The 24,466-nt window shown below is 34.5% G+C and carries 22 protein-coding genes; 10 read left to right on the top strand and 12 right to left on the bottom strand.

Going from position 1 to position 24,466, the window contains the following annotated elements; genetic code table 11:
* Positions 1-4 precede the first annotated feature (4 nt).
* Positions 5-2,260 carry a GTP diphosphokinase gene (relA, locus tag A9G13_RS10490; RefSeq protein WP_065557553.1) on the top strand — a complete coding sequence of 752 codons (2,256 nt, stop codon included), beginning with the start codon at positions 5-7 and terminating at the stop codon, positions 2,258-2,260.
* A 44-nt stretch (positions 2,261-2,304) separates the two neighbouring features.
* Here relA and folA read toward each other — a convergent pair whose 3' ends face one another.
* Both folA and A9G13_RS10480 read right to left on the bottom strand, forming a co-directional pair.
* Positions 2,305-2,799, bottom strand: coding sequence for a type 3 dihydrofolate reductase (gene folA, locus A9G13_RS10485; protein WP_065557552.1), 495 nt, complete (start codon positions 2,797-2,799; stop codon positions 2,305-2,307).
* 10 nt (positions 2,800-2,809) lie between these two features.
* On the bottom strand, positions 2,810-3,874 hold the full coding sequence (locus A9G13_RS10480; protein ID WP_065557551.1) for an MJ1255/VC2487 family glycosyltransferase: 1,065 nt from the start codon (positions 3,872-3,874) through the stop codon (positions 2,810-2,812).
* Positions 3,875-4,198: 324 nt separating this feature from the next.
* On the opposite strand from A9G13_RS10480, the gene A9G13_RS10475 reads away from it, so the two are divergent.
* The 3 genes from A9G13_RS10475 (at position 4,199) to mutT (ending at position 7,873) form a co-directional block, all read left to right on the top strand.
* A complete protein-coding gene (locus A9G13_RS10475) occupies positions 4,199-4,552 on the top strand; it encodes a hypothetical protein (protein ID WP_065557550.1) in 354 nt (117 codons plus the stop codon).
* A gap of 72 nt (positions 4,553-4,624) precedes the next feature.
* Positions 4,625-7,354, top strand: coding sequence for a preprotein translocase subunit SecA (secA, locus tag A9G13_RS10470; RefSeq protein WP_065557549.1), 2,730 nt, complete (start codon positions 4,625-4,627; stop codon positions 7,352-7,354).
* A 114-nt stretch (positions 7,355-7,468) separates the two neighbouring features.
* Positions 7,469-7,873 carry an 8-oxo-dGTP diphosphatase MutT gene (gene mutT / locus A9G13_RS10465; RefSeq protein WP_065557548.1) on the top strand — a complete coding sequence of 135 codons (405 nt, stop codon included), beginning with the start codon at positions 7,469-7,471 and terminating at the stop codon, positions 7,871-7,873.
* Between the two features lie 41 nt (positions 7,874-7,914).
* Here mutT and A9G13_RS10460 read toward each other — a convergent pair whose 3' ends face one another.
* Genes A9G13_RS10460 through A9G13_RS10440 form a run of 5 tightly spaced genes read right to left on the bottom strand, consistent with a single transcriptional unit; the run spans position 7,915 to position 9,841 of the window.
* Positions 7,915-8,304: an EamA family transporter gene (locus A9G13_RS10460; RefSeq protein ID WP_065557547.1), complete on the bottom strand. Its 390-nt coding sequence runs from the start codon at positions 8,302-8,304 to the stop codon at positions 7,915-7,917.
* On the bottom strand, positions 8,304-8,660 hold the full coding sequence (locus A9G13_RS10455; protein ID WP_065557546.1) for an EamA family transporter: 357 nt from the start codon (positions 8,658-8,660) through the stop codon (positions 8,304-8,306). Before A9G13_RS10455 ends, A9G13_RS10460 begins: the two co-directional genes overlap by 1 nt.
* Positions 8,648-9,085 carry a zinc uptake transcriptional repressor Zur gene (gene zur, locus A9G13_RS10450; RefSeq protein WP_141670916.1) on the bottom strand — a complete coding sequence of 146 codons (438 nt, stop codon included), beginning with the start codon at positions 9,083-9,085 and terminating at the stop codon, positions 8,648-8,650. Before zur ends, A9G13_RS10455 begins: the two co-directional genes overlap by 13 nt.
* Before the next feature lie 20 nt (positions 9,086-9,105).
* Entirely contained in the window at positions 9,106-9,378 is a 273-nt protein-coding gene (locus A9G13_RS10445) for an RnfH family protein (protein ID WP_065557545.1), read from the bottom strand.
* Between the two features lies 1 nt (position 9,379).
* Positions 9,380-9,841: a type II toxin-antitoxin system RatA family toxin gene (locus A9G13_RS10440; RefSeq protein ID WP_081301238.1), complete on the bottom strand. Its 462-nt coding sequence runs from the start codon at positions 9,839-9,841 to the stop codon at positions 9,380-9,382.
* A 33-nt stretch (positions 9,842-9,874) separates the two neighbouring features.
* Here A9G13_RS10440 and smpB point away from each other — a divergent pair, with 33 nt between their 5' ends.
* Positions 9,875-10,360 (top strand): SsrA-binding protein SmpB, encoded by a 486-nt coding sequence (gene smpB, locus A9G13_RS10435; protein WP_065557544.1) that lies wholly within the window; start codon positions 9,875-9,877, stop codon positions 10,358-10,360.
* A gap of 88 nt (positions 10,361-10,448) precedes the next feature.
* Here smpB and A9G13_RS10430 read toward each other — a convergent pair whose 3' ends face one another.
* The 4 genes from A9G13_RS10430 to A9G13_RS10415 all read right to left on the bottom strand — a co-directional run bounded on the left by A9G13_RS10430 (position 10,449) and on the right by A9G13_RS10415 (position 16,222).
* The gene (locus A9G13_RS10430; RefSeq protein WP_065557543.1) at positions 10,449-11,948 is read right to left on the bottom strand and encodes a UxaA family hydrolase; all 1,500 of its coding nucleotides are present in this window, start codon (positions 11,946-11,948) and stop codon (positions 10,449-10,451) included.
* Positions 11,949-11,961: 13 nt separating this feature from the next.
* Positions 11,962-13,425: a tagaturonate reductase gene (locus A9G13_RS10425; protein ID WP_065557542.1), complete on the bottom strand. Its 1,464-nt coding sequence runs from the start codon at positions 13,423-13,425 to the stop codon at positions 11,962-11,964.
* Between the two features lie 50 nt (positions 13,426-13,475).
* A complete protein-coding gene (gene uxaC, locus A9G13_RS10420) occupies positions 13,476-14,888 on the bottom strand; it encodes a glucuronate isomerase (RefSeq protein WP_065557541.1) in 1,413 nt (470 codons plus the stop codon).
* Positions 14,889-14,956: 68 nt separating this feature from the next.
* Positions 14,957-16,222 (bottom strand): MFS transporter, encoded by a 1,266-nt coding sequence (locus A9G13_RS10415; RefSeq protein ID WP_065557540.1) that lies wholly within the window; start codon positions 16,220-16,222, stop codon positions 14,957-14,959.
* Positions 16,223-16,458: 236 nt separating this feature from the next.
* Between A9G13_RS10415 and exuR the strand changes: the two genes are divergently transcribed.
* Positions 16,459-17,238: a transcriptional regulator ExuR gene (exuR, locus tag A9G13_RS10410; protein WP_065557539.1), complete on the top strand. Its 780-nt coding sequence runs from the start codon at positions 16,459-16,461 to the stop codon at positions 17,236-17,238.
* Positions 17,239-17,380: 142 nt separating this feature from the next.
* Here exuR and lolA read toward each other — a convergent pair whose 3' ends face one another.
* Positions 17,381-17,974 carry an outer membrane lipoprotein chaperone LolA gene (gene lolA, locus A9G13_RS10405; RefSeq protein ID WP_065557538.1) on the bottom strand — a complete coding sequence of 198 codons (594 nt, stop codon included), beginning with the start codon at positions 17,972-17,974 and terminating at the stop codon, positions 17,381-17,383.
* 183 nt (positions 17,975-18,157) lie between these two features.
* On the opposite strand from lolA, the gene A9G13_RS10400 reads away from it, so the two are divergent.
* The 4 genes from A9G13_RS10400 (at position 18,158) to A9G13_RS10385 (ending at position 24,265) form a co-directional block, all read left to right on the top strand.
* Positions 18,158-19,498: a replication-associated recombination protein A gene (locus A9G13_RS10400; RefSeq protein ID WP_065557537.1), complete on the top strand. Its 1,341-nt coding sequence runs from the start codon at positions 18,158-18,160 to the stop codon at positions 19,496-19,498.
* A gap of 278 nt (positions 19,499-19,776) precedes the next feature.
* Entirely contained in the window at positions 19,777-22,062 is a 2,286-nt protein-coding gene (gene nrdA / locus A9G13_RS10395; RefSeq protein ID WP_065557536.1) for a class 1a ribonucleoside-diphosphate reductase subunit alpha, read from the top strand.
* Between the two features lie 141 nt (positions 22,063-22,203).
* On the top strand, positions 22,204-23,334 hold the full coding sequence (nrdB, locus tag A9G13_RS10390; RefSeq protein ID WP_065557649.1) for a class Ia ribonucleoside-diphosphate reductase subunit beta: 1,131 nt from the start codon (positions 22,204-22,206) through the stop codon (positions 23,332-23,334).
* A 235-nt stretch (positions 23,335-23,569) separates the two neighbouring features.
* Entirely contained in the window at positions 23,570-24,265 is a 696-nt protein-coding gene (locus A9G13_RS10385) for a hypothetical protein (protein WP_065557535.1), read from the top strand.
* Positions 24,266-24,466: the final 201 nt, after the last annotated feature.

The raw sequence follows: 24,466 nt of genomic DNA, 5'->3' as shown, positions 1-24,466 counted from the left end.
AATTATGGTATCAATTAGGGGCGCTCACCAACATAGTGACGAGCATTACTCACTTGCTCAATTTGATGTCGAACAATGGGCAAAGGATGAATTATTACTAACTAATCCTGATTCTTATAAAAAATTTAAAGATATATGGGATTTCTGTTTTGAGAATAGCGCTGGTGCTTCTGAACAGACTCACTGTTTTGAAAATGCAGTAGAAATGGTTGAAATTTTATCTACCCTTAATATGGATGTAAATAGTCTATGTGCTGCATTATTATTTCCATTTCTTGATGCCAAAATTATTCGTCGTGAAGATCTTCCTGAAGATTTGGATCGTGAAGTTATCCATATCATTTCTAGTATTATTAGAATGAAAGAAATCCGCCAACTTCGAGCTATTCGTAATGGTCATGCAACAACAGAACAGATCGATAGTATCCGTCGAATGCTACTAGCAATGGTAAATGATTTTCGTAGTGTAGTGATTAAATTAGCTGAACGCATTACTTATCTACGCGGTTTAATGAACGCATCTAAAGAAGAACAAGTTTTAGCGGCTAAGGAGTGTTTTAATATTTACGCTCCACTTGCTAATCGTTTAGGTATTGGTCAATTAAAATGGGAATTAGAAGATTTTTGTTTCCGATACTTACATCCAGATGAATACCGATTTATTGCCAATAAATTACATGAAAAGAGAATAGATCGTGAGTTATATATTGATGAATTTGTTGAAAATCTTCAAGAAATGATGAATAAAGATCATATTCGAGCCGAAGTTTATGGTCGCCCTAAACACATTTATAGTATATGGCGAAAAATGGAACGTAAACATCTGCAATTTGAAGATCTTTATGACATTCGTGCTGTACGCATTATTTGCGACCGGATTGAAGATTGTTATAATGCTTTAGGTATTGTTCATAGCCATTACCAACATATTGCCAAAGAATTTGATGATTATGTGGCGAATCCCAAACCAAATGGTTATCAATCGATTCATACTGTAGTTTATGGGCCTCAAAATAAAACTATTGAAATTCAAATTCGTACGGAACAGATGCATAACGATGCTGAGTTAGGTATCGCTGCCCATTGGAAGTACAAAGAAGGCAGTACTGACAAAATGACTGCTTATGACCAGCGTATTTCTTGGTTACGTAAATTATTAACTTGGCAACAAGAAATGTCGGAAAGTGGTGAAATTCAAGAAGCCGTACGTAGTCAAATTTTTGATGATCGTGTTTATGTATTCACTCCAAAAGGCGATGTAGTCGACTTACCGGCAGGATCTACCCCACTTGATTTCGCTTATCATATTCACAGTGATGTTGGCCACCGCTGTATTGGTGCAAAAGTCGGCGGCCGTATTGTGCCTTTTACTTATATTTTAAAAACTGGTGATCAAGTTGAAGTTATTACCCAAAAACAGCCTAATCCTAGCCGAGATTGGTTGAACCCTAATACTGGATTTATTAATAGTAGCCGAGCGCGAGCTAAAATCCAAGCTTGGTTCAAAAAACAAGATCGAGATAAAAATATTGCCGCTGGTGAGCAAATTTTAATTGGAGAACTGGAACCACTAAATATTAGTTTAAAAAGCGTCGAGAAAATTTTAATTAATAAATATAATGCGCATTCGTTTGATGAAGTTTTAGCTGGTATTGGTAGTGGAGATGTCAGAATTAATCAGTTAATCAATTTCTTGAATGCACAATTCAATAAACCAACAGCAGCAGAAGAAGATGAAGCAGCATTAAAACAAATTACCCAAAAATCGGGGAACCAAACCAAAAATACCCCTAAAACAAATAATAAGAAAAATGATGAAATTATTATTGAAGGCGTGGGTAATTTAATGTACACCATTGCTAACTGTTGTCGACCAATTCCCGGTGATCCTATTATAGGATTTATTACTCAAGGTCGAGGGATCTCAATCCATAGAGCGGATTGTGAACAGTTACAAGAACTAAAGAACCACGCTCCAGAACGTATAATTAAAGCTATATGGAGTGGCAATAGCCAAGCAAGTTATACCATGATAACCCGTGTTGTGGCTAACGACCGCAGTGGTTTATTGAGGGACATCACCACCATATTAGCTAACGAAAAAGTTAATGTACTGAGTTTATCGAGCCGAAGTGATACAAAACAACAATTAGCTACCATAGATATGGATATGGAAATATTCGATCAAGACTCGCTTAATCGTGTACTAAACAAGATTAAACAATTACCAGATGTTATTGAAGCTAAACGTCTAGGGTAGACAGTAATTCATATTGCCACAAATAGTGGCAAGTTTAATTATGTTTATTTTCTATGTAAAATTTGAAATTGATAAGGATAAGGATTTTTATCATCAGGCTGATGATCCTCTTGATGAATCACATGCCATTGTTCAGGAGCATAATTGGGGAAATATGTATCTCCTTGTAAGTCAGCATCAATATGTGTTAAATAAAGGCGATTTACTCTTGGTAACACCTGATTATAAATATTACCACCACCAATAATAAAGCTTTCTTCAACTTTTTGCTTACTAGCTAATTGTATGGCTGCATCAATCGATTTTACCCAACTAAGATTGGGTAAAAGAGCCATACCCTCTCGTGCACTAATAACAATATTATGCCGATTTGGCAAAGGCTTCCCTATAGACTCAAAAGTTTTTCGTCCCATAATTACTGGTTTATTAAGTGTATTTTTTTTAAACCAAGCTAAATCAGCTGGTAAATGCCATGGCATTTGATTATTTAAGCCAATTACCCGATTATGTGCCATTGCCACAATAATACTTAATGTCATTTTACTTCCTTTACACATAACCTAAAGATTTAATTCGCTGTTGTACATGTTTTGGAAACACTGTTTGCGCCCATAGCCGTTCACTCAAAGATAGTAATGATTCTTTTTGGCCCGAAACAATCCAATTAGCCAGTTCTGTTGCTACATCAGGATAAATTACAGGTTCTGGAGAAGGTAAATCAAGCCAATATTTAAGCTTGATACTATTCAAATTTTCCATCACCGTTGCTAGTTCCAAGGTTTGCAAGCACTGTGCATTATAAATCTGTTCAAATTGTCCAGAAACTGGTTTAGTAAGGATTTTTTTACCTAATATCAAGGCTTCTGAGATTAAAGCAAATCCAGTATTAGTAATAATACCAGAACAATTAATTAACGCATTGGTAAAATTATCGCGTCCAAGTGGTTGTAAAATTATATTACAATCCTGCGATGTTTGTTTCACTTCTGGATGAAAACAAACAAACTGGTAATTTGCAAAATTTTTTAAAAACGCAGTAATTTCATCTAATCCTTCAAATGGCAAATAAACTACAATATTACCATCTTCTTTGGGTGGTTGTTGAAAAGAATCGATCATCGGTGGAATTAATTTATGTCCAAAATGGAACCAATGTAGACCAACTGGTTTAGTAACAGGAGCATAATACTTCATAATAACATTAGCGATCATACCATATTCTTTTGGCTTCAAATATTGACAAACAACCTGATTACTAATACCTAAACAATCACGATGTTGATAATGCGCGGCCCAAGCGCTAACGGGCTCAAAATCACTAATAATACAATCATATTTTGATAAATCTAGTTCACGAACATCTTTAATTAATCGAAATGCTCGAATACGTTGAACTGTTTTACGGAAGTTAATTTTCCCATTTATAGTTGCAAAGGTAACACCACGGAAGGTTTTATAATTACCAAAAGCTTCCATATCAAAATAATCTTTTGGATCTCGACCACTTAAAATATAATCAACATCAGCCCCAGCCTTTTTTAAGGCCTTGGCTAGTGTTCTACAACGACTGACATGACCATTTCCGGTACCTTGTACACCAAAAAGAATTTTCATAGCACATTATCAGTAAATTAAAATTATATGAATATAATAGCAGAACACCTCATATTTATGATACTTATTTTAATTAGAAAGAGTAGATAATTATAAGTTTTATAAATTTTCAACCGTCATCTTTATTCTTTAAGAACTTTAAGAACTTTTGTAAGTTTTATGTTCAAATTCTAATTAAATTAATATAAATAATGAAATTAATATTTGCAAAAAGAAGATATGAACAAAATTATAACTATTCTATAACATTAATTCGAAATTCGGGGTCTTATTGATTCAATAATTGTTTTTCATTTTGGCAAAAAATGCTAACATAGTGCTATTATGATCGTGATAGATTATTGGCAAAAACTCAGTAAGCGTTTTATTATCAAAACTGCATTATCGCACTTATTATTAGGTGTAATTGCTACTGGCTTTAGTTTATGCTCTCAAGATGGTTTACCGGCAGAAGCTTCAGTACCCCAAGTTGGAATTATTGCAATTACTGCAATAGTACCTGAACACCAATCCGTTATACCTAAACAATCACAAACACTATCTCGATTACAAAAACAGTATGTCAGAATAAAAGACTTATCACTGAATTACAGCAATATATCACCTAGCAAAATTATTCGTCTATCTCCTTATAATGGCATAAGAGCTGGTCCTCAAACTATTGCCCAATGCGTGTAGCGCATAATTAAATTAATTTGTCTTATAAGGCTCTAGCCTTAAATTCCTTTTGAAAGAATTAAGAGAAAATATATGTTGTTAAAACTATTAACCAAAGTATTTGGTAGCCGTAATGAACGCGTTTTAAAAATGATGCGTAAACGTGTTGAAAAAATTAATGCTCTTGAACCAGCAATGGAAGCATTAACTGATGATGAACTTAAAGCAAAAACAGCTGAGTTTAAAGAAAAATTAGCTGCAGGTACTAAACTTGACGATATCTTAGAAGAAGCATTTGCTGTTGTTCGTGAAGCAAGTAAACGCGTATTCGGTATGCGTCATTTTGATGTGCAATTAATTGGTGGTATGGTCTTAAATGAACGTTGTATTGCGGAAATGCGTACAGGTGAAGGTAAAACCTTGACTGCAACTTTACCAGCTTATTTAAATGCTCTAACAGGTAAAGGGGTACATGTGGTTACCGTCAATGACTACTTAGCTCAGCGCGATGCCGAAAACAATCGTCCTTTATTCGAATTTTTAGGGTTATCTGTTGGGGTGAATTTACCCAATATGCCACCACAGGTGAAACGCGATGCATATAATGCTGATATCACTTATGGTACTAATAATGAATATGGTTTTGATTATTTACGTGACAATATGGTATTTAATAAAGAGTCTCGCGTACAACGACCATTGCATTATGCCTTAGTCGATGAAGTTGACTCCATTTTAATCGATGAAGCCAGAACACCACTAATAATCTCCGGTCAAGCTGAAGACAGTTCTGATCGCTATATTAGCGTCGATAAAATTATTCCACATTTAATACGACAAGAAAAAGAAGATTCTGACCAATTTCAAGGAGATGGAGACTTCTCTGTTGATGAAAAAACCCGTCAAGTTAATTTAACTGAACGAGGTTTAGTTAAAGTAGAAGAATTACTTATTAAACAAGGAATTATGAAAGGTGATGAATCACTTTATGCCCCTAGTAATATCGTATTAATGCACCATGTTAATGCGGCGCTCCGTGCGCACCATTTATTCCATCGAGATGTTGATTATATTGTAAAAGATAATGAAGTAATCATCGTTGATGAACATACCGGACGAACTATGGAAGGACGTCGTTGGTCTGATGGCTTACACCAAGCGGTAGAAGCTAAAGAACATGTTAAAATTCAAAATGAAAATCAAACCCTTGCTTCAATTACTTTCCAAAACTATTTCCGTCTGTATGAAAAGTTAGCTGGTATGACCGGTACTGCTGATACTGAAGCTTTCGAATTTAATCAAATTTATGGTTTAGATACCATTGTAATTCCAACTAATCGTCCTATGATTCGTAAAGATAATGCGGATCTAGTATATATGACGGAAAAAGAAAAGATTAACGCTATTGTCGCTGATGTCCAAGATTGTTTAAAACGAGGGCAACCAGTCTTAGTTGGGACTGCTTCAATTGAGAAATCAGAACTGGTTTCCAGCGCATTCCAAAAAGTGGGTATTAAACATAATGTTCTTAATGCTAAATTCCATGCACAAGAAGCTGAAATTATTGCTAATGCCGGTAGTAAAGGTGCAGTAACCATTGCTACTAATATGGCTGGCCGTGGTACCGATATTATGCTCGGTGGTAACTGGCAAAATGATATAGCTAAACTCGAAAATCCTACCCCTGAAGACATTGAAAAAGCCAAACAAGCATGGCAAGTTAGGCATGAAGAAGTTGTTGCTTTAGGTGGTTTATATATTTTAGGTACCGAACGCCACGAATCACGTCGTATTGATAATCAGTTACGTGGTCGTGCTGGTCGTCAAGGGGATCCCGGAGCTTCACGTTTTTATTTATCACTAGAAGATCCATTAATGCGAATTTTTGCTTCAGAACGTGTTGGTAGTATGATGCGTAAACTAGGTATGAAGGATGGGGAAGCCATAGAACATCCATGGGTCACCAAAGCCATAGCCAATGCTCAGAAAAAGGTTGAAAGTCGTAACTTTGATATTCGTAAACAATTACTAGAGTTTGACGATGTAGCTAACGATCAGCGTAAAGCAATTTATCGACAACGAAATGAGCTATTAGATAATTCAGACATTAAAGAAACCATCGATTCTATTCGTGGTGATGTTTTCAATGCACTTATCGATCAGTATATTCCACCACAATCAATTGAAGAAATGTGGGATGTCCCTGGGCTGGAAATTGCACTTAAAACTGATTTTGCTCTCGACTTGCCTATAGCAAAATGGTTAGATGAAGAACAAAATCTACACGAAGAAACATTACGAGAACGTATTTTACAAATCGCTCAAGATACCTATCTTGAAAAAGTAAATACTGCTGGTTCAGAAGCATTTAGAAATTTTGAAAAAACTGTCATGCTACAAACACTAGATAGTTTATGGAAAGAACATTTAGCCGCAATGGATTATTTACGTCAGGGTATTCATTTACGTGGTTATGCACAAAAAGATCCAAAACAAGAGTACAAACGCGAATCATTTAACATGTTTGCTGGCATGTTAGAATCACTTAAATATGATGTGATTGGTATCCTGAGTCGGGTAAGAATACGTTCTCAAGAAGAAGTAGACGAAGCTGAACGCCAACGCCAAGCGGAAATGGAAAAATTAGCAGCACGCCAGCAAGCTAATCACGAATCTATGTCTGGAATGAATGGTGAAAGTGAACAACAAGCATCAGGACCAGCACAACCAATGGTTCGTGCTCAAGCTAAGGTTGGCCGCAATGATCCATGCCCTTGTGGATCAGGTAAAAAATATAAACATTGTCATGGAGCTGTTCACTAACGAAAAAATTTAGTATTATCAAATAAGGTTAAAATGTACAAACGCCGATCAATATCGGCGTATAAATTAAACACAGCAACTCTATTTTGATATGACTATTAAACAGAAAGGATTATGAGAAAACATACTGAAATTGCTGTAGGTATTATTCGTTCACAAAATTGTCAAATTTTCATAACCCAAAGGGGAGAAGATTCCCATCTTGCTGGCTTTTGGGAGTTTCCTGGTGGCAAAGTGGAACCGGGAGAAACACCTTTTCAAACCCTACAACGCGAAATTGCAGAAGAAGTCGATATCCATATCCACGTTGCCCAATTTTTAAAACAATTTGAACACAGATATGACGATCGTGATATCACTATTCACGCTTATCTAGTTGAAGAATGGGATGGTGTGCCATTTGCTAAAGAAGGACAACCTAGTCGTTGGATTGATCAAGAAGATCTTAATGCTGATGAATTTCCCGATGCCAATCGTCCAATTATCGAAATGTTAAAAAATCTTGATAAACAGATTTAGCTGAAAATTATTGTCAAAATGTTTCAGGAAAACCATATGTTTCAATACAAACATTTTTTATGAAGCCGTTGTTCAGCTAGTGCCAGAAAAATAATACCGATAATGATAAACAATGCACCAAGTAAACGCATCCAAGTTATTTGATCATTAAAAGCGATAATAGAAACCAACATTACCGTGACAACTTGTAGATGAGAGGCGGCAAAAGCAGGACCAACTGGAGCTTTTTTCAGCAAAACCATCCAAGTAATAAATGCTCCAGAATAACCTAAAATGACCAAATATGCCCAATAATGACTAAAAATACGTATTAACCAGTCAATACTAAATTCAAATGGTAAAGCAGATAACGCCGTTAATTTAAAACTGGTTTGTCCAAAGGTATCAAAAAAAAGTAATAAGATAAAACCAATTAAATAAAATTTTTTCATTAAGTAAGCCCTACTAATACCACACCGAATGTAATGAACAAGATACCTAGAAGACGAAATGGTGTAATTTGTTCTTTAAATAAAAAACGCCCAGCTAACATCACAGTTATCATATTAAAAGAACCCAATAAAATACCTTGGGACAATGGCACATAACTCAAAAAAGCTAACCAAAAAATAAAACCAATAAAATAAACACCAAAACCTAACCACAACCAGTAATTACCAAACAATCTTTTCCAATAATTAATACCTTGCTTATGCTTAGAGGTGATGGCCGCATATTTAAAAGCGATTTGCCCAACGGTATCACAGGTAATATTAATCAACCAAAGGAGGATAATTATGACTGACACTGCTGACAAAATCCGTGGATTTCTAGCACACTATGTTTAATTAAAAAGATGTTTTGTTGTGCTAATTGTTTTAGTTGCTGTTCAATATCGGTGGAATGTTTTTCAATAATCTGTTGACACTTATCACAAATAAATAGAATGGAAATATGCTCAGGATTATTGAAATGCGGGCAAATAATATAACTATTAGAAGATTCAACTTTATGGATAAAACCTTGTTCAAGTAAAAACTCAAGGGCTCGATAAATTGTTGGCGGTTTTGCTTGTGGCTCACTAACTTTTAATAGATCCAAAAGATCATATGCACTCATTGCTTTATTGGCTGTTAACATAATATCTAAAACAGTTCGTCGTTGAGTAGTCAATTTGATATTACGTTGTTTACATAATGTTTCAATCTTTTCAATTAGCAGAGTTTGCATCATCTTTCCCTTGCCTTAAGTAATTATCTTTTTTGAGCTGCCTTCCTGCGTCTAATCTCTTTAGGGTCATTAATTAAAGGCCGATAAATCTCGATACGATCACCATTTTTAACTAACTCGTTAAGATCACAACGTTTACCATAAATGCCAATTAAATGATCATCTAATTTAATTTGACACAATGATAAGATATTGGATTTTCTAATAGCTTGCAAGACATTACTTTGCTCTTGAACTTCACAATTAATTATAGTCTGACTATTGGGCAACGCATACACAACTTGAATATTTATCATATTAATATATCTGCCTTGCACGCTGTGAAAATGCATTAACCATATTAGCCATCACTTCTTTAAAAATTGGTGTAAAAGCAATATCTAACAACTTATTTTTAAATTCAAACTCTAAATCAAAACTAATTTTACTTCTGGTTTCACCTAATGCAATAAATTGCCATTTACCCGTTAAATGCTTAAATGGGCCTTCAAGCAATTGCATATCAATTGAATTAGGTTCATTAATGCGATTAAGAGTTGTAAATGATTTTTTGAAACCTAACTTCTCAACTTCAATAAAAGCGGTAACAAGATTATCTTGTTTGCTAACAATACCAGTTGCGATACAATCTGGTACAAATTCTGGATAGTGAGCAATATCATTCACCAACTCAAACATTTGCTGAATAGAATAAGGCTCAATAACCTCGTGAAAAATATGCGCCATAGCTATAAAATTAAAAAATAAAATTAGTGGCATATAGTATCACGTAACTCTATAATAACGCACATTATGACTAAGAAAAAATCACATAAGCCGAGTTCGGCAACTATTGCATTAAATAAACGCGCACGCCATGAGTACTTTATTGAAGAGGAAATTGAGGCGGGATTATCTCTGCAAGGTTGGGAAGTAAAATCCCTACGCGCAGGTAAAGCCAATATTAGTGATAGCTACGTATTACTTAAAGATGGTGAAGCCTGGCTGTTTGGTGCCACGATAACACCTCTTTCTGTCGCTTCAACACATGTCATTTGTGAACCAATGCGCAACCGTAAATTACTTTTAAACCAACGTGAATTAAATTCATTATTTGGGCAGATTAATCGCCAAGGCTATACAGTAGTCGCTCTTTCATTATATTGGAAAAATGCATGGGCAAAAGTTAAAATAGGCTTAGCCAAAGGTAAAAAAGAGTTTGATAAGCGTACAGATATTAAAGAACGTCAATGGCAAGTAGATAAAGCACGTATTATGAAAAATGCTAATCGTGGATAATTGCTATCTTATATTAATAAAAGATGTAATTATGCATTAAGCCCTAAGAACTTAATGCATAATTTATTAGTAAATGAATAGATGATTTTTAAAGAGTTACACCACTTTTTAAAATAGCTAAATCTCTGAAATTATTTTTTTCATTACAGGTTTGTTGCCCATTTGCAATGAGAGTAATCTTATCAATAAATTCAACTAATAAAGTTTTCATTGAAACACCTTGGATAAGTTTTCCTGCATTAAAGTCAATCCAGTTAGTTTTTTTGTCAGCTAATTGGGTATTAGTCGCTATCTTAACCGTTGGAACCACTCCTCCATAAGGAGTCCCTCTTCCAGTAGTAAATAATACCATATGGCAGCCGGCTGCCGATAAAGCCCCTGTAGCAACTGCATCATTACCAGGAGCACTAAGAAGATTAAGACCATGTTTAGTTATTCTTTCACCATATTTCAGTACATCAATTACTTCACTACCACCTGCCTTTTGGGTACACCCTAGCGACTTTTCCTCTAACGTAGTGATACCTCCAGCCTTATTACCCGGAGAAGGATTTTCATAAATAGGTTGATTATTTGAAATAAAATATTGTTTAAAATCATTAATCATGTGCACTGTTTTATCAAAAGTAGACTCATCAATACAGTGTGACATTAGAATATTTTCTGCACCGAACATTTCTGGAACTTCGGTTAACACACTTGTACCACCATGAGCAATAACATAATCCGAAAACAAGCCTAACATTGGATTGGCAGTGATCCCAGAAAAACCATCTGATCCACCACATTCTAAACCGAATTTTAATTCACATAAGCGCCCTACTTCTCGTTTATCATGTTTCATGATCGCATAAAGTTCTCTTAATTGAACTAAAGCTGATTCGACTTCATCTGTTTCTTGTTGGGCAATAAGAAACCTGACACGAGATTCGTCATAATCCCCTAAATCTTTCTTAAAATCAGAAACTTGGTTATTTTCACATCCTAAACCAATAACTAACACAGCGCCCGCATTAGGGTGCTTAACTAAGTCTTGTAAGATTATTTTAGTATTTTTATGATCCTGTCCTAATTGAGAACAACCATAAGGATGTTCTAAAACAGTAATACCATCAATTTCTAATTGATTATTTAATTCGTTACAAAAACGTTTAACAATTTGTTGAGCAATTCCATTGATACAGGTAACTGTTGGTATTATCCAAAGCTCATTTCGAATACCTACATCACCATTTTTACGTCGATAAATATGCACTTCTTTGTCAGGTATTTCATGCAGTGAGTCATCCTTGGATAATTTAGGTTGATATTGATAATCATTAATATCACTTAAATTTGTTTTTAAATTATGTGAATGAATGTGTTCACCTGCCTTAATAAAACAAGTGGCATGCCCGATCGGTAAACCATATTTAATGATATTTTCGTTCTGATTGATATCATTAAGGGCAAATTTATGCCCTTGTTTAATAGGTTGTTGTAAATCAATGGTATGCCCATCGATCACAACACCTGGTTCATGCGCTTCCAAATCCGATAATGCAACACCTACATTATCTTTATTATTTATTTTAATAAATTTGATCATTGTATTGCTCATTTTATTTATTACTAATAATGCATTGTTCGATTGCTCTCCGCATACCTTTTTCGGTAATAACAGATAAATATTGAGTTAATGTTTCAGCTAATTGAGGAATACTTAATAAGTCATGTTCCCAATGTTTGTTATCACTTAATACATTATGTACCAAATCTGCTAATGTTCCTTTACCTTCAGCAATATTAGCCCAACCTGTACTAAATAACTCTAACCAAACAGCATCATCTTGTAATGGATAATTTTGATTATCCCTAATACCACGGTAAAAAGCCATTAAAGCTGCAAACGAGAACACTAAGTGTTGAGGTAGAACATCGTTCTCTTTTTGATATGCAATTAATTGTGGCAAAATACGGGTTTTAAATTTGGTCATACTATTTAGCGCAATAGATAACAGTTGATGTTCAATAAATGGATTTTTGAAACGACTAATAACAGATTCAGCAAAATCGACTAATTCCTGATGAGGTAAATCTAAAACAGGAATAATCTCATCAAAAATAGTATCTTTAATATATGCTAAAATTTGCGGATCATTCATTGATTCACCAACAGTATTAATACCAGATAAATAAGCGACTGGCACTAATGCAGTATGAGCACCATTTAAGATGGCAACTTTTCTTTCTTTATACGGTTTTATATCATCTACAATCTTAATATTGATATTGCATTTATCTAAACATAGTTTTTTAGCTAACCATTGTGGACCTTGGATAACAAACAAATAAAAATATTCAGCTGTATCAATAAAATTATCTTTATAACCTAGCTCCGCTTCTAATTCAGCAATTTGAGCTTTTGGATAACCCGGTACAATTCTATCGACTAATGTTGAACAGAATAAATTATCATTTTCAAGCCAATGAATAAACTGTTCCGACAATTTCCATTGATGTGCATATTTAAGGACTAATTTTTTTAGTGCAACACCATTGTAATCAATTAATTCACAAGGAATAATAATTAACCCACTTTCTTTACTGCCAGAAAAATGAACAAATCTTTCGTATAAAAAAGCTGTTAATTTAGCTGGATAACTGGTTGCCGGGCGATCTGTTAATTTATCATCAGCAACATAACTAATACCAGCTTCGGTAGTATTAGAAAAGATAAACTGGATATTAGGATCTTTTGCTAATTCAAGATATTCATCGTACTGAGTATAAACATTTATCTCATTATTGACAGAACGAATTATTCTAAATTCTTTTACGGCCTTATCATTTTCATTCAAACCTCGAATAAGTGTGGTATATAGTCCATCCTGAATATTCAGAGGTTTAGGAAAATCGGTATTTAAAGGGCGAACAATAGTTACACCGGCACCAAGGCCGGCTTTCTCATTTAAGATATCTAGTTGCCAATCTAAAAAAGCACGTAAAAAGTTGCCTTCACCAAATTGAACTACGCGGGTTGTATATTGCGCCCCTGGAAAATCAACTCTATTTAATGTTTTCATTTAAGTAACTCTTTTTTAAAATTAACTAATTTTTAATACGTTAAACTTTTTTAGCTTAATTCAATACCAAAATAGTTTTTGGCATTATCAAAACTAATATTTTTAACCATTTGGCCTAGTAACTGAATATCTCGAGGTGCTTCCCCATCTTCAACCCAACGACCTATCATTCGGCACAAAATACGTCTAAAGTATTCATGACGTGTATATGAAAGGAAACTACGGCTATCAGTTAACATTCCAACGAAACGGCTTAATAATCCAAGTTGCGCAAGTTGAGTCATTTGACGAATCATGCCATCTTTCTGATCATTAAACCACCATCCTGAACCAAACTGCATTTTACCTTGAACCCCTTCACCTTGATAATTACCTATCATGGTGCCAAGTATTTCGTTATCTGATGGATTTAAACAATAAAGGATTGTTTTAGGTAAAGCATTTTCTTTTGCTTGAGCATCTAACAACCGTGAAAGTGGTTGAGCAATAGGGGAATCGTTAATTGAATCAAAACCAACATCTGGCCCCATTAACTTAAACATTCTTGAATTATTATTACGCAAAGCCCCAATATGATATTGTTGAACCCAAGAACGTTTGTTGTATTCACTACCAAGGAAAACAAGCACTGCTGTTTTAAATTGAGCTTCTTCTTTAGCTGTTAATAAAGAACCAGATAAGCGTTTCGCCAAAATTGTATCTAATTCTTTTTCAGTTGCTTCTTCATAAACTACGGTATCTAAAGCATGATCAGAAACCTTACATCCATGTTGAGCAAAGTAATCCATACGTTTTGACAATGCCTGACAAACATCTTGAAACTTTGTAATATTTATATCAGCAGCTGCCGATAATTTTTTCATATAATCAATAAAGAATTCAGAACCGATATTAAATGCTTTATCTGGTCGCCAACTTGGTAAAACTTTTATATCAAATGAAGGATCATTTGCTACAGTTTTATGATGAATTAAGTTATCAATAGGATCATCTGTGGTACCTACCATTTTTACATTCATTTTTTTCATAATACTACGCGCTGAAAATTCTTTAGTTGCTAACATAGCATTACATTTATTCCAAATAGTTTCCGCTGTAGCTGGTGAAAGTAAAATATTATCGATTCCAAATGGTCGACGTAACTCTAAATGAGTCCAATGATAGAGCGGATTACCAATAGTATAAGGTACTGTTTCGGCCCAAGCCTTAAATTTTTCGAAATCATCAACATCATTGCCAGTACAGTATTTTTCAGCAACACCATTGGTTCGCATTGCACGCCATTTATAGTGATCACCCTTTAACCAAATATCATACAAATTTTTAAATTGGTAATCTTGAGCGATTTGTTCAGGTGGTAAATGGCAGTGATAATCAAATATTGGCTGCTCAGCTGCATAATCATGATAAAGTTGACGAGAGAATTCAGTATCTAATAAAAAGTCTTCAGTTAAAAAACTCATATTATCCTCCATAATTAGTGTCCAATGATTTGATTGTACATATTGATAATATGTACAATCCGATTAATTTATTCTTGGTTGGTTGATGGGACTTTCAAGATTGTCCATACAGCTAATGCAGCTAATAGATCTAAACAAGTTAATATTACAAATAATGGAGTAAATCCAACAGTATCAGCAAGCGCACCAACAATTAAAGCAAAGATAGTACTTGCTAACCATGCTGCCATACCAGTAAAACCGTTAGCTGTTGCTACTTCATTACGACCAAACACATCTGATGACAATGTAATTAGTGCTCCAGATAAAGTTTGGTGTGCAAAACCACCAATACAGAATAGGAATATTGCAACATAAGGACTAGAGAATAAACCAATTAGACCTGGTCCAATCATCAATATTGAACCTACAGTTACTACCATTTTTCTAGAATTAACCAAACTTACTTTAAAATGTTTTTGGAAGAAAGGTGACATGTATCCACCAAGCACACAACCAACATCAGCAAATAACATTGGCATCCAAGCAAATATAGCTATTTGTTTTAAATCAAAACCATAGGCTGTAAACATAAATAGAGGGATCCAAGCATTGAATGTTCCCCAAGCCGGTTCTGCAAGGAATCTTGGTAATGCAATACCCCAAAAGCGACGACTAGTTAGAATTTTGCTAGTAGGTAACTTTTCAGTATTAGATGCTTGGTGACCCGCTTCTTGACCAGATAAAATATATTTTCTTTCTTCTTCAGATAAATATTTTTGCTTAGTAGGATGTCTGTAAAGAAGGAACCAAAATGTTGCCCAAATCAGACTTAATAAACCACATAGGATAAAAGCCCATTCCCAGCTGTGGAACCAAATAGCCCAAGCAACCAAAGGTGGAGCGATCATAGCACCAACCGATGAACCTAAGTTGAACCATCCAACAGCTATTGATCTTTCTTTAGCTGGGAACCATTCACTAGTAGCTTTTAAGCCCGCTGGAATCATAGCTGCTTCTGTGGCACCTACTGCACCCCGAGCAAAAGCTAATCCAATCCAACTTCCAGAAAAAGCCGTTCCAATACAAAATAAAGACCAAAGTAAAGCAAAAACAGCATAACCAACTCTTGTTCCAAGTAAATCTAAAATATAACCAGCAACTGGTTGCATTACTGTGTAACAAGCAGAATATGCAGCAACAACATATGAATATTGCTGAGTTGTCATACCCATTACATCTTTAAGAACCGGTGCAGCGACAGATATTGAATTCCGAGTAAGATAGCCTAGAATAGTACCTACAGTAACTAAAGCTATCATATACCAACGTAAATTTTTGATTGTTTTGTACATATAATTGCTCCTCAAATTTATATACAACTTAATATTAACATGCATGACAACTAAAAAAGTTGACCTACATCACATTATTAAAAAATAACCATAATATAAGTCTGGTTATTTATTTACCAGTTAATATTGAATTATTGAGCAATTTGTTATAAAAAATGGAATAATATTATTTAACTCTAAGCAATTAGATGTTATTTTAAAGTGATATACAATCCTAGAAGTTATGAATACGAATTATGAACCAAGAACAAAATGAACACCAACGTCTATATCAAGTAATAGCTACCGAACTAAAAAATCGCATTAATAGTGGTATTTATCCGATAGGCAGTAAATTACCGTCTGAAAGGTTAATATGCGAAGAGCTTAAAGTTAGTCGTTCGGTAGTAAGAGAAGCGATTATTATGCTTGAAGTTGAAGGCTTTGCAGAAGCAAGAAAAGGTTCAGGTATTCACGTTATTGGGAATAATTTACAAACTAATATTATAACTTCTCATCAAGGTTTAAATTTTGCTACAACTGGACCGTTTGAACTTTTACAGGCTCGTCAACTAATAGAAAGTAATATTGCTGAGTTTGCCGCTACTCAAATCACTAAAGAAGATATTGTTAAATTATTGGAAATTCAACATAAAGCTAAAAAAGAAGATCACTTTAGAGATTCAGATTGGGATTTGAAATTTCATACCCAGATTGCCATGATAACCCGTAACACTGCTTTAACAACCATTGTACAAGAAACATGGCAACAAAGAACACTCAATCCATTATGGAAAAAACTTCATGAACACGTACCTCAAACAGATATTGATAGTTGGTGGAATGAACATGAAAAAATTCTTGAAGCATTAATCAATCGCGATCCTAAAGCAGCTAAATTAGCCATGTGGCAACACTTAGAAAATACAAAAAAAATGTTATTTGATGCTGCTAGTATTGATTTTGAAACTAAGCGCGATCATTACTTATTTTCAGATAATCCTGTAATAAGTATTGATGAAAATGAATATGAGTAATATAAATTACGCCACACTATTGTGACTGTGCTCCGTCTGTCATTCTGCTAAATTAACTAAATTAAAAAAATGAAATCTTAACTTATATTCTATTTTAAACTTGATACAAAAATTCTGATATTATCATAAACTTGTATGATAACTACCTTTGATCATCTATCGTCACGCCAACTGGAGGTACAAAATTGAATTTGCTTAATTCAACTTTACCCAATTGTTGGCGAGATAAATCATAAAAACTGCGTTGACCATCTTCTTCAATTATTGTGAAATTTGAAATCATTCCGGTTGGTAGAACAGAAATAATAAAATCTTGATTAGAACCATCAGTTGGTTTGAGTGTAAAAGAATCTTGCTTACGAGTTACCTGATATACATTCCAAATAGGATTATGACTATCAGTAATCAGTAACATTAAACGATTATCAACGGTTTTCTTTAAATCCATAACACTAACTTGTTCAACTGCTGGAGTATATACCCACATATTTTTGCCATCAGAAATAATCGAAGTTTCATCGGGTTCATTAATTGTCCAGTTAAAATAGTAAGGTCTAGTAACCCAAAGATCACCTTTACCTTGTTGAACGGGTTGATTATCGGCAGTTTTAACATCTTGAGTAAAGCGTGCATAAAATCCATCAATTTTATCTAGCCTTTGTTGTAACACTTCTTTATCACCTGCCAAAGCTGACATACTTAAAAATAACCCGACCAATAATAACAATTTTTTCATGGCAAATCCTTATATATCCATTTGTATTTTTTAAGCAAATTTTATGCGATTGCTTATAACCAATTTAGTATCAAAATATTACCGTTTTTCGTCTAACTGGGAAAGATATTTTCTTTTCTTTTTCACTTATCCAGTAACCAGTATATAATACTTTAAATTTCACCCAACTGGATAATCTACCTAATGCCGAGTATGTCCTTTGATTTTACAACTGATGAATTTAAACCTTTAGCAGCCAGAATGCGGCCGCGTAATTTATCAGAATATATTGGACAATCACAGTTATTAGGCAGCGGTAAACCTTTACCTAAAGCGATAACAGCCGGTCACCTACATTCAATGATTTTATGGGGGCCTCCAGGTACCGGTAAAACCACATTAGCGGAAATCATTGCTCATCATGCCAATGCTAAAGTTGAGCGTTTATCAGCCGTTACGTCTGGCATAAAAGATATTCGTGACGCCATAGAACGTGCAAAAATCAATCAACAAGCAGGTATTCGTACTATTTTATTTGTTGATGAAGTACATCGTTTCAATAAAAGTCAACAAGATGCCTTTTTACCTTATGTAGAAAATGGCACCGTTACATTTATTGGTGCTACCACAGAAAACCCATCGTTTGAATTAAATTCTGCACTATTATCACGAGCAAGAGTCTACTTGCTAAAATCATTAGCAAATCAAGATATAGAAAATATTTTACAACAAGCAATGGATGATCCTGAACGTGGTTATGGTAATCAACAAGTTGTGTTACTCGAAGAAACCAAAAAGCAGATAGCTGAGTTTGTAGGTGGTGATGCCAGAAAAGCCCTCAATACTCTTGAACTATTAGTTGACATGTCCGAAGGTAAGCAACTTACCCCTGAATTATTAAAAGAAGTCATTGGTGAACGCAGTGCCAGATTCGATAATCAAGGCGATCGTTTTTATGATTTAATTTCTGCGGTACACAAATCAATCCGAGGTTCTGCACCAGATGCAGCCCTTTATTGGTATGCAAGAATTATTTCTGCTGGTGGCGATCCATTATATGTAGCTCGTCGATTACTGGCAATCGCTTCCGAAGATGTAGGTAACGCTGATCCTAGAGCCATGCAAGTAGCATTAGCAGCTTGGGATTGTTTTACTCGAGTCGGGCCAGCAGAAGGCGAACGAGCTATCGCACAAGCCATAATTTATCTTGCATGTGCACCAAAAAGTAATGCCGTTTATCTTGCTTTCAAACAAGCAATGAATGATGCACAATCAAAACCTGATTATGATGTTCCTGAACATTTACGCAATGCCCCAACAAGTCTAATGAAAAATTTAGGTTATGGTGCTGAATACCGTTATGCGCATGACGAACCGAATGCTTTTGCTGCTGGTGAAAATTACTTTCCGCCAGAGCTTGCCGACTCTAAATATTACCATCCATCTTCTCGTGGTGCCGAAAAGGCCTATACCGACAAACTTCAATGGATAGAAGAACAAAACCGTAACAGTAAGATGCAACGCTACAAATCAAAACAAGAGTAATCGGTTATTACGATAAAATCTATTCATTGATAGGTAGATCTTTATATTTATGATCACCAATATCCCATTTTTACGGCTAAATTTTCACTAAATATAACGGCATACCTATAACATTGGTATATAAATTAATTCAAGTTTTTGCGGTTTAACTCCAATAACATCGCCACGCTCACATACTATATATTGTGTTAATTTGATTAATAGGCACTATATATTGTATTTTTGATTAATATCAATTATGATGGCTAACACAAAAAAAACATAACACTGGGTAAAAAATGAATAAATCAATGTTAGTTACAAAACGGGATGGCAAAAAGGAAGCAATCAATTTAGATAAAATCCATCGGGTCATTAATTGGGCAGCAGAGGGATTAGAGAATGTGTCAGTTTCGCAAGTTGAATTACGCTCACACATTCAATTCTATGATGGCATAAAAACATCAGACATTCATGAAACCATTATACGTGCTGCGGCGGACCTTATCTCACAAGATGCACCTGATTATCAATATTTAGCTGCCCGTTTAGCGATTTTTCATTTACGCAAAAAAGCCTATAACCAATTCACTCCCCCCCCACTTTATGAACAGGTAAAAAAACTAGTTGCAAATAAACGTTATGATAAACACTTACTGGAAGATTATACTCCAGAAGAGTTTGCACAAATGGACCAAATCATTGATCATTGGCGTGATATGACCTTTTCCTATGCTGCAGTAAAACAACTTGAAGGCAAATATTTAGTCCAAAACCGCGTAACCGGTGAAATTTATGAAAGTGCACAATTTTTATATATTTTAGTTGCGGCATGTCTATTCGCTAATTATCCGAAAGCAACGCGTATGAGTTACATTAAACGCTTTTATGACGCAGTCTCGACATTTAAAATCTCGCTACCAACTCCAATCATGGCTGGTGTTCGTACCCCAACTCGTCAATTTAGTTCATGTGTACTAATTGAATGTGATGATAGTTTAGATTCCATCAATGCTACTGCCAGCGCCATAGTTAAATATGTTTCGCAACGGGCCGGAATAGGAGTTAATGCCGGGAGAATTCGAGCTTTAGGCAGTTCAATCCGTGGTGGTGAAGCATTTCATACTGGTTGTATTCCGTTTTATAAATATTTCCAAACCGCGGTGAAATCATGTTCACAAGGTGGTGTTCGTGGTGGTGCGGCAACAGTTTTTTACCCACTTTGGCATTTAGAAGTCGAAAGTCTTCTTGTCTTGCGCAACAATCGTGGAGTTGAAGAAAACCGTGTTCGCCATTTAGATTACGGGGTACAAATCAATAAATTAATGTATCAACGGTTAATTAAAAATGAAAATATTACCTTATTTAGCCCATCTGATGTTCCCGGACTCTATGATGCATTTTTTGCTGATCAGGATAAATTTGAACAGCTCTATCAACAATATGAACAAGATGAAAATATCCGCAAACGCGAAGTTAAAGCGGTGGAACTCTTTGCATTGTTAATGCAAGAACGCGCATCAACTGGTCGCATTTATATTCAAAATGTTGATCACTGTAATACTCATAGCCCATTTAATGCACAATTAGCGCCGGTTCATCAATCCAATTTATGTATGGAAATTGCCTTACCAACCAAACCGCTTAATAATATTAATGACGAAAATGGTGAAATTGCCCTTTGTACTTTATCTGCTTTTAATCTCGGTAAAATTGAATCTCTTGATGATTTTGAAGACATTGCTGATTTAGCGGTTCGCGCTCTGGATTCACTACTTGATTATCAAGACTACCCTGTTCCAGCTGCTCGAAACGCTTCATTAAACCGCCGCACATTAGGTATTGGGGTGATTAATTATGCTTACTATTTAGCTAAACATGGCGTTAAGTACTCTGATGGCAGTGCCAATAATTTAACCCATCGTACCTTTGAAGCGATGCAATATTATTTGTTAAAAGCCTCGAATAATCTGGCGAAGGAAAAAGGTGCCTGCCCGTTATTTAATCAAACCACCTATTCTCAAGGTATTTTACCAATTGATACTTATAAAAAGGATTTAGATAGTATTACTAAAGAACCTTTGCATTATGATTGGGAATCACTACGTGAATCTATAAAAAATCATGGATTACGTAATTCAACATTATCGGCATTAATGCCATCTGAAACTTCTTCACAAATTTCAAATGCTACCAATGGTATTGAGCCACCGCGTGGTTTTGTGAGTGTTAAAGCATCCAAAGATGGTATTTTACGCCAAGTAGTACCGGATTATAAAAATCTGCAAAACTTCTATGAACTACTATGGCAGATTCCTAATAACACTGGTTATTTACATCTAGTAGGTATTATGCAGAAATTTATTGATCAATCTATTTCGGCCAATACCAATTATGATCCAACCAAATTTCCAAATGATAAAGTACCAATGAAACAATTATTAGCGGATTTATTGACAGCTTATAAATTTGGCGTAAAAACCCTTTATTATCATAACACTCGAGATGGTGCTGAAGATATTCAAGGTGACATTACCCATACTAGTAACGATGATGGCTGTGAAGGCGGAGCCTGCAAAATCTAACCGCTCGAAAAATAAGTAAGTATTACCTTAAAATCAGTTTTAAAGGGGAGTCGACCACTCCCCTACCATTCCTCCCTTTTTGCACTGTCGAAAGGTGGCGGTAAAAGTAACTAAAAATTTGTTAGGAGTTCTTTTATGAGTATGAATTACAGTACCTTTTCGCATGTGCATAATGACCAACTTAAAGAACCAATGTTTCTTGGTCAATCAGTAAATGTTGCCCGTTATGATCAACAAAAGTATGAAATGTTTGAAAAATTAATTGAAAAACAACTCTCCTTCTTTTGGCGTCCCGAAGAAGTTGATATTTCACAAGATCGTATTGATTATGCCAGCCTACCTGAACATGAAAAACATATTTTTATCAGTAACTTGAAATATCAAACTTTACTTGATTCAATTCAAGGCCGCAGTCCCAATGTTGCCTTATTGCCTTTAATTTCAATTCCGGAGCTAGAAACTTGGGTTGAAACTTGGTCATTTTCAGAAACCATTCATTCACGTTCATACACACATATCATTCGTAATATTGTTAACGACCCATCCGTTGTATTTGATGATATTGTAACCAATAAAGAAATTCAAAAACGTGCTGGTGATATTGCTGGTTATTATGATGATCTTATCAGCTATTCTAGCTATTATAATTTGCTTGGTGAAGGCAAACACACCATCAATAACAGAACTATTACTATTGATTTACGTGAACTAAAAAAGAAACTCTATCTTTGTTTAATGAGTGTTAACGCCCTTGAAGCCATTCGTTTTTATGTTAGTTTTGCTTGCTCATTTGCTTTTGCTGAACGTGAACTAATGGAAGGCAATGCTAAAATTATCAAACTTATTGCTCGTGATGAAGCCTTACATTTAACTGGCACTCAATTTATGATTAACACCTTACGCAGTGGTGAAGACGATCCTGAAATGCTCGAAATTGCCAAAGAGTGTGAACAAGAGTGTTATGATCTATTTTTACAAGCCGCCAATCAAGAAAAAGATTGGGCAGAATATTTATTCGCTGGTGGTTCCATGATCGGTTTGAATAAAGATATCTTATGCCAATATGTTGAATATATTACTAATATCCGTATGCAAGCTGTTGGGCTCAAATTACCATATGAGGTAAAATCCAACCCAATTCCATGGATTAATAACTGGTTAGTTTCCGATAATGTTCAAGTTGCACCACAAGAAGCTGAAATGAGTTCTTACTTAGTCGGGCAAATCGACTCCGAAATTAATGAAGATGATTTAAGTGATTTCAAACTGTAATTTTATACTGAAACGTATACCTCTCAGGAAACATCTTTACAAAAGGAACATACTAATGTTCCTTTTTTGTTATTAATGATTAGCTCTACACTAATTCAAGTTATTAACTCGATTAATATCACTTTACATCATCAATATAAATTTATTATTTCAATTAAAGTTTAGAAGTTTATCTTGATATATTTTCGAATTAACTTAATATTTCATAAATATATCTATAATGTAAGGAAATCAAATGAAAAAGTTATTAATTGCAACATTATCGCTTATTTTACTTGGATGTGTTAGTGACATTAAATATAACTATATGCCTGAAGTGACACAAAAAAGTTATCCAGAGCTTAATACCATCACTACAACTTATATTGGTGATGACATGATAAACCAAGGCAAAGTCAAATTAATGGACGCAATCTCTTTTACTACCACTACTGAAATTACCAGACCTTTTCATGCATATATCATTGAGCCGGGTGACTATCCTAAACTTGGTGAAAACAAAACCCATTTATTTTTTGCTACTAAAAGTGAAAATAGTAATGCTATTGTAAAAACATTCACTTCATCACCAGAACCTATTGGTATTAGAATAAGAAAAGACAATGCCAAAAATGAAGTATGTATTTCATTCAGTATGGGATCTGACTTTTGTAACGACAATATACAATACAAAGTAAAGAAAATTTTGGTAGCAAGTCGAGATGAATTCCAACAAACATTAATTTATAACGGTAAAATTGGTAATAAAATTAACATAGGATACCGAGAATTTAATAATGATTTGACTCATCCTGCTTTTTCAAATAATGCAGAATATGATTTATCTAGCTCAAAAGTAATAAGATATAAAGGTGCGGTAATAGAAATACTGGAAGCTACCAATCAGTATATTAAATATAAAGTAATTAGTAATTTTAATACACCTAAATAATTAATGTAATTAAGTGGTTTCAAATTGTAATTTTATACTGAAACGTATACCTCTCAGGAAACATCTTTACAAAAGGAACATACTAATGTTCCTTTTTTGTTATTAAGACAATCATTAACTAATGTAAATTAGTTTCTGGTAACTTGACAGTAATTTAAAATCGCGTAACGATATAGCTATTGAATTTGCTTAATTTAATAC

Origin of the sequence: Gilliamella sp. wkB178, from assembly GCF_001690705.1 — a bacterium.
GTDB classification, from domain to species: domain Bacteria; phylum Pseudomonadota; class Gammaproteobacteria; order Enterobacterales; family Orbaceae; genus Gilliamella; species Gilliamella apicola_K.
The sequence above is the reverse complement of the archived record's forward strand: the minus strand, read 5'-3'. Positions and strand labels throughout refer to the sequence as shown.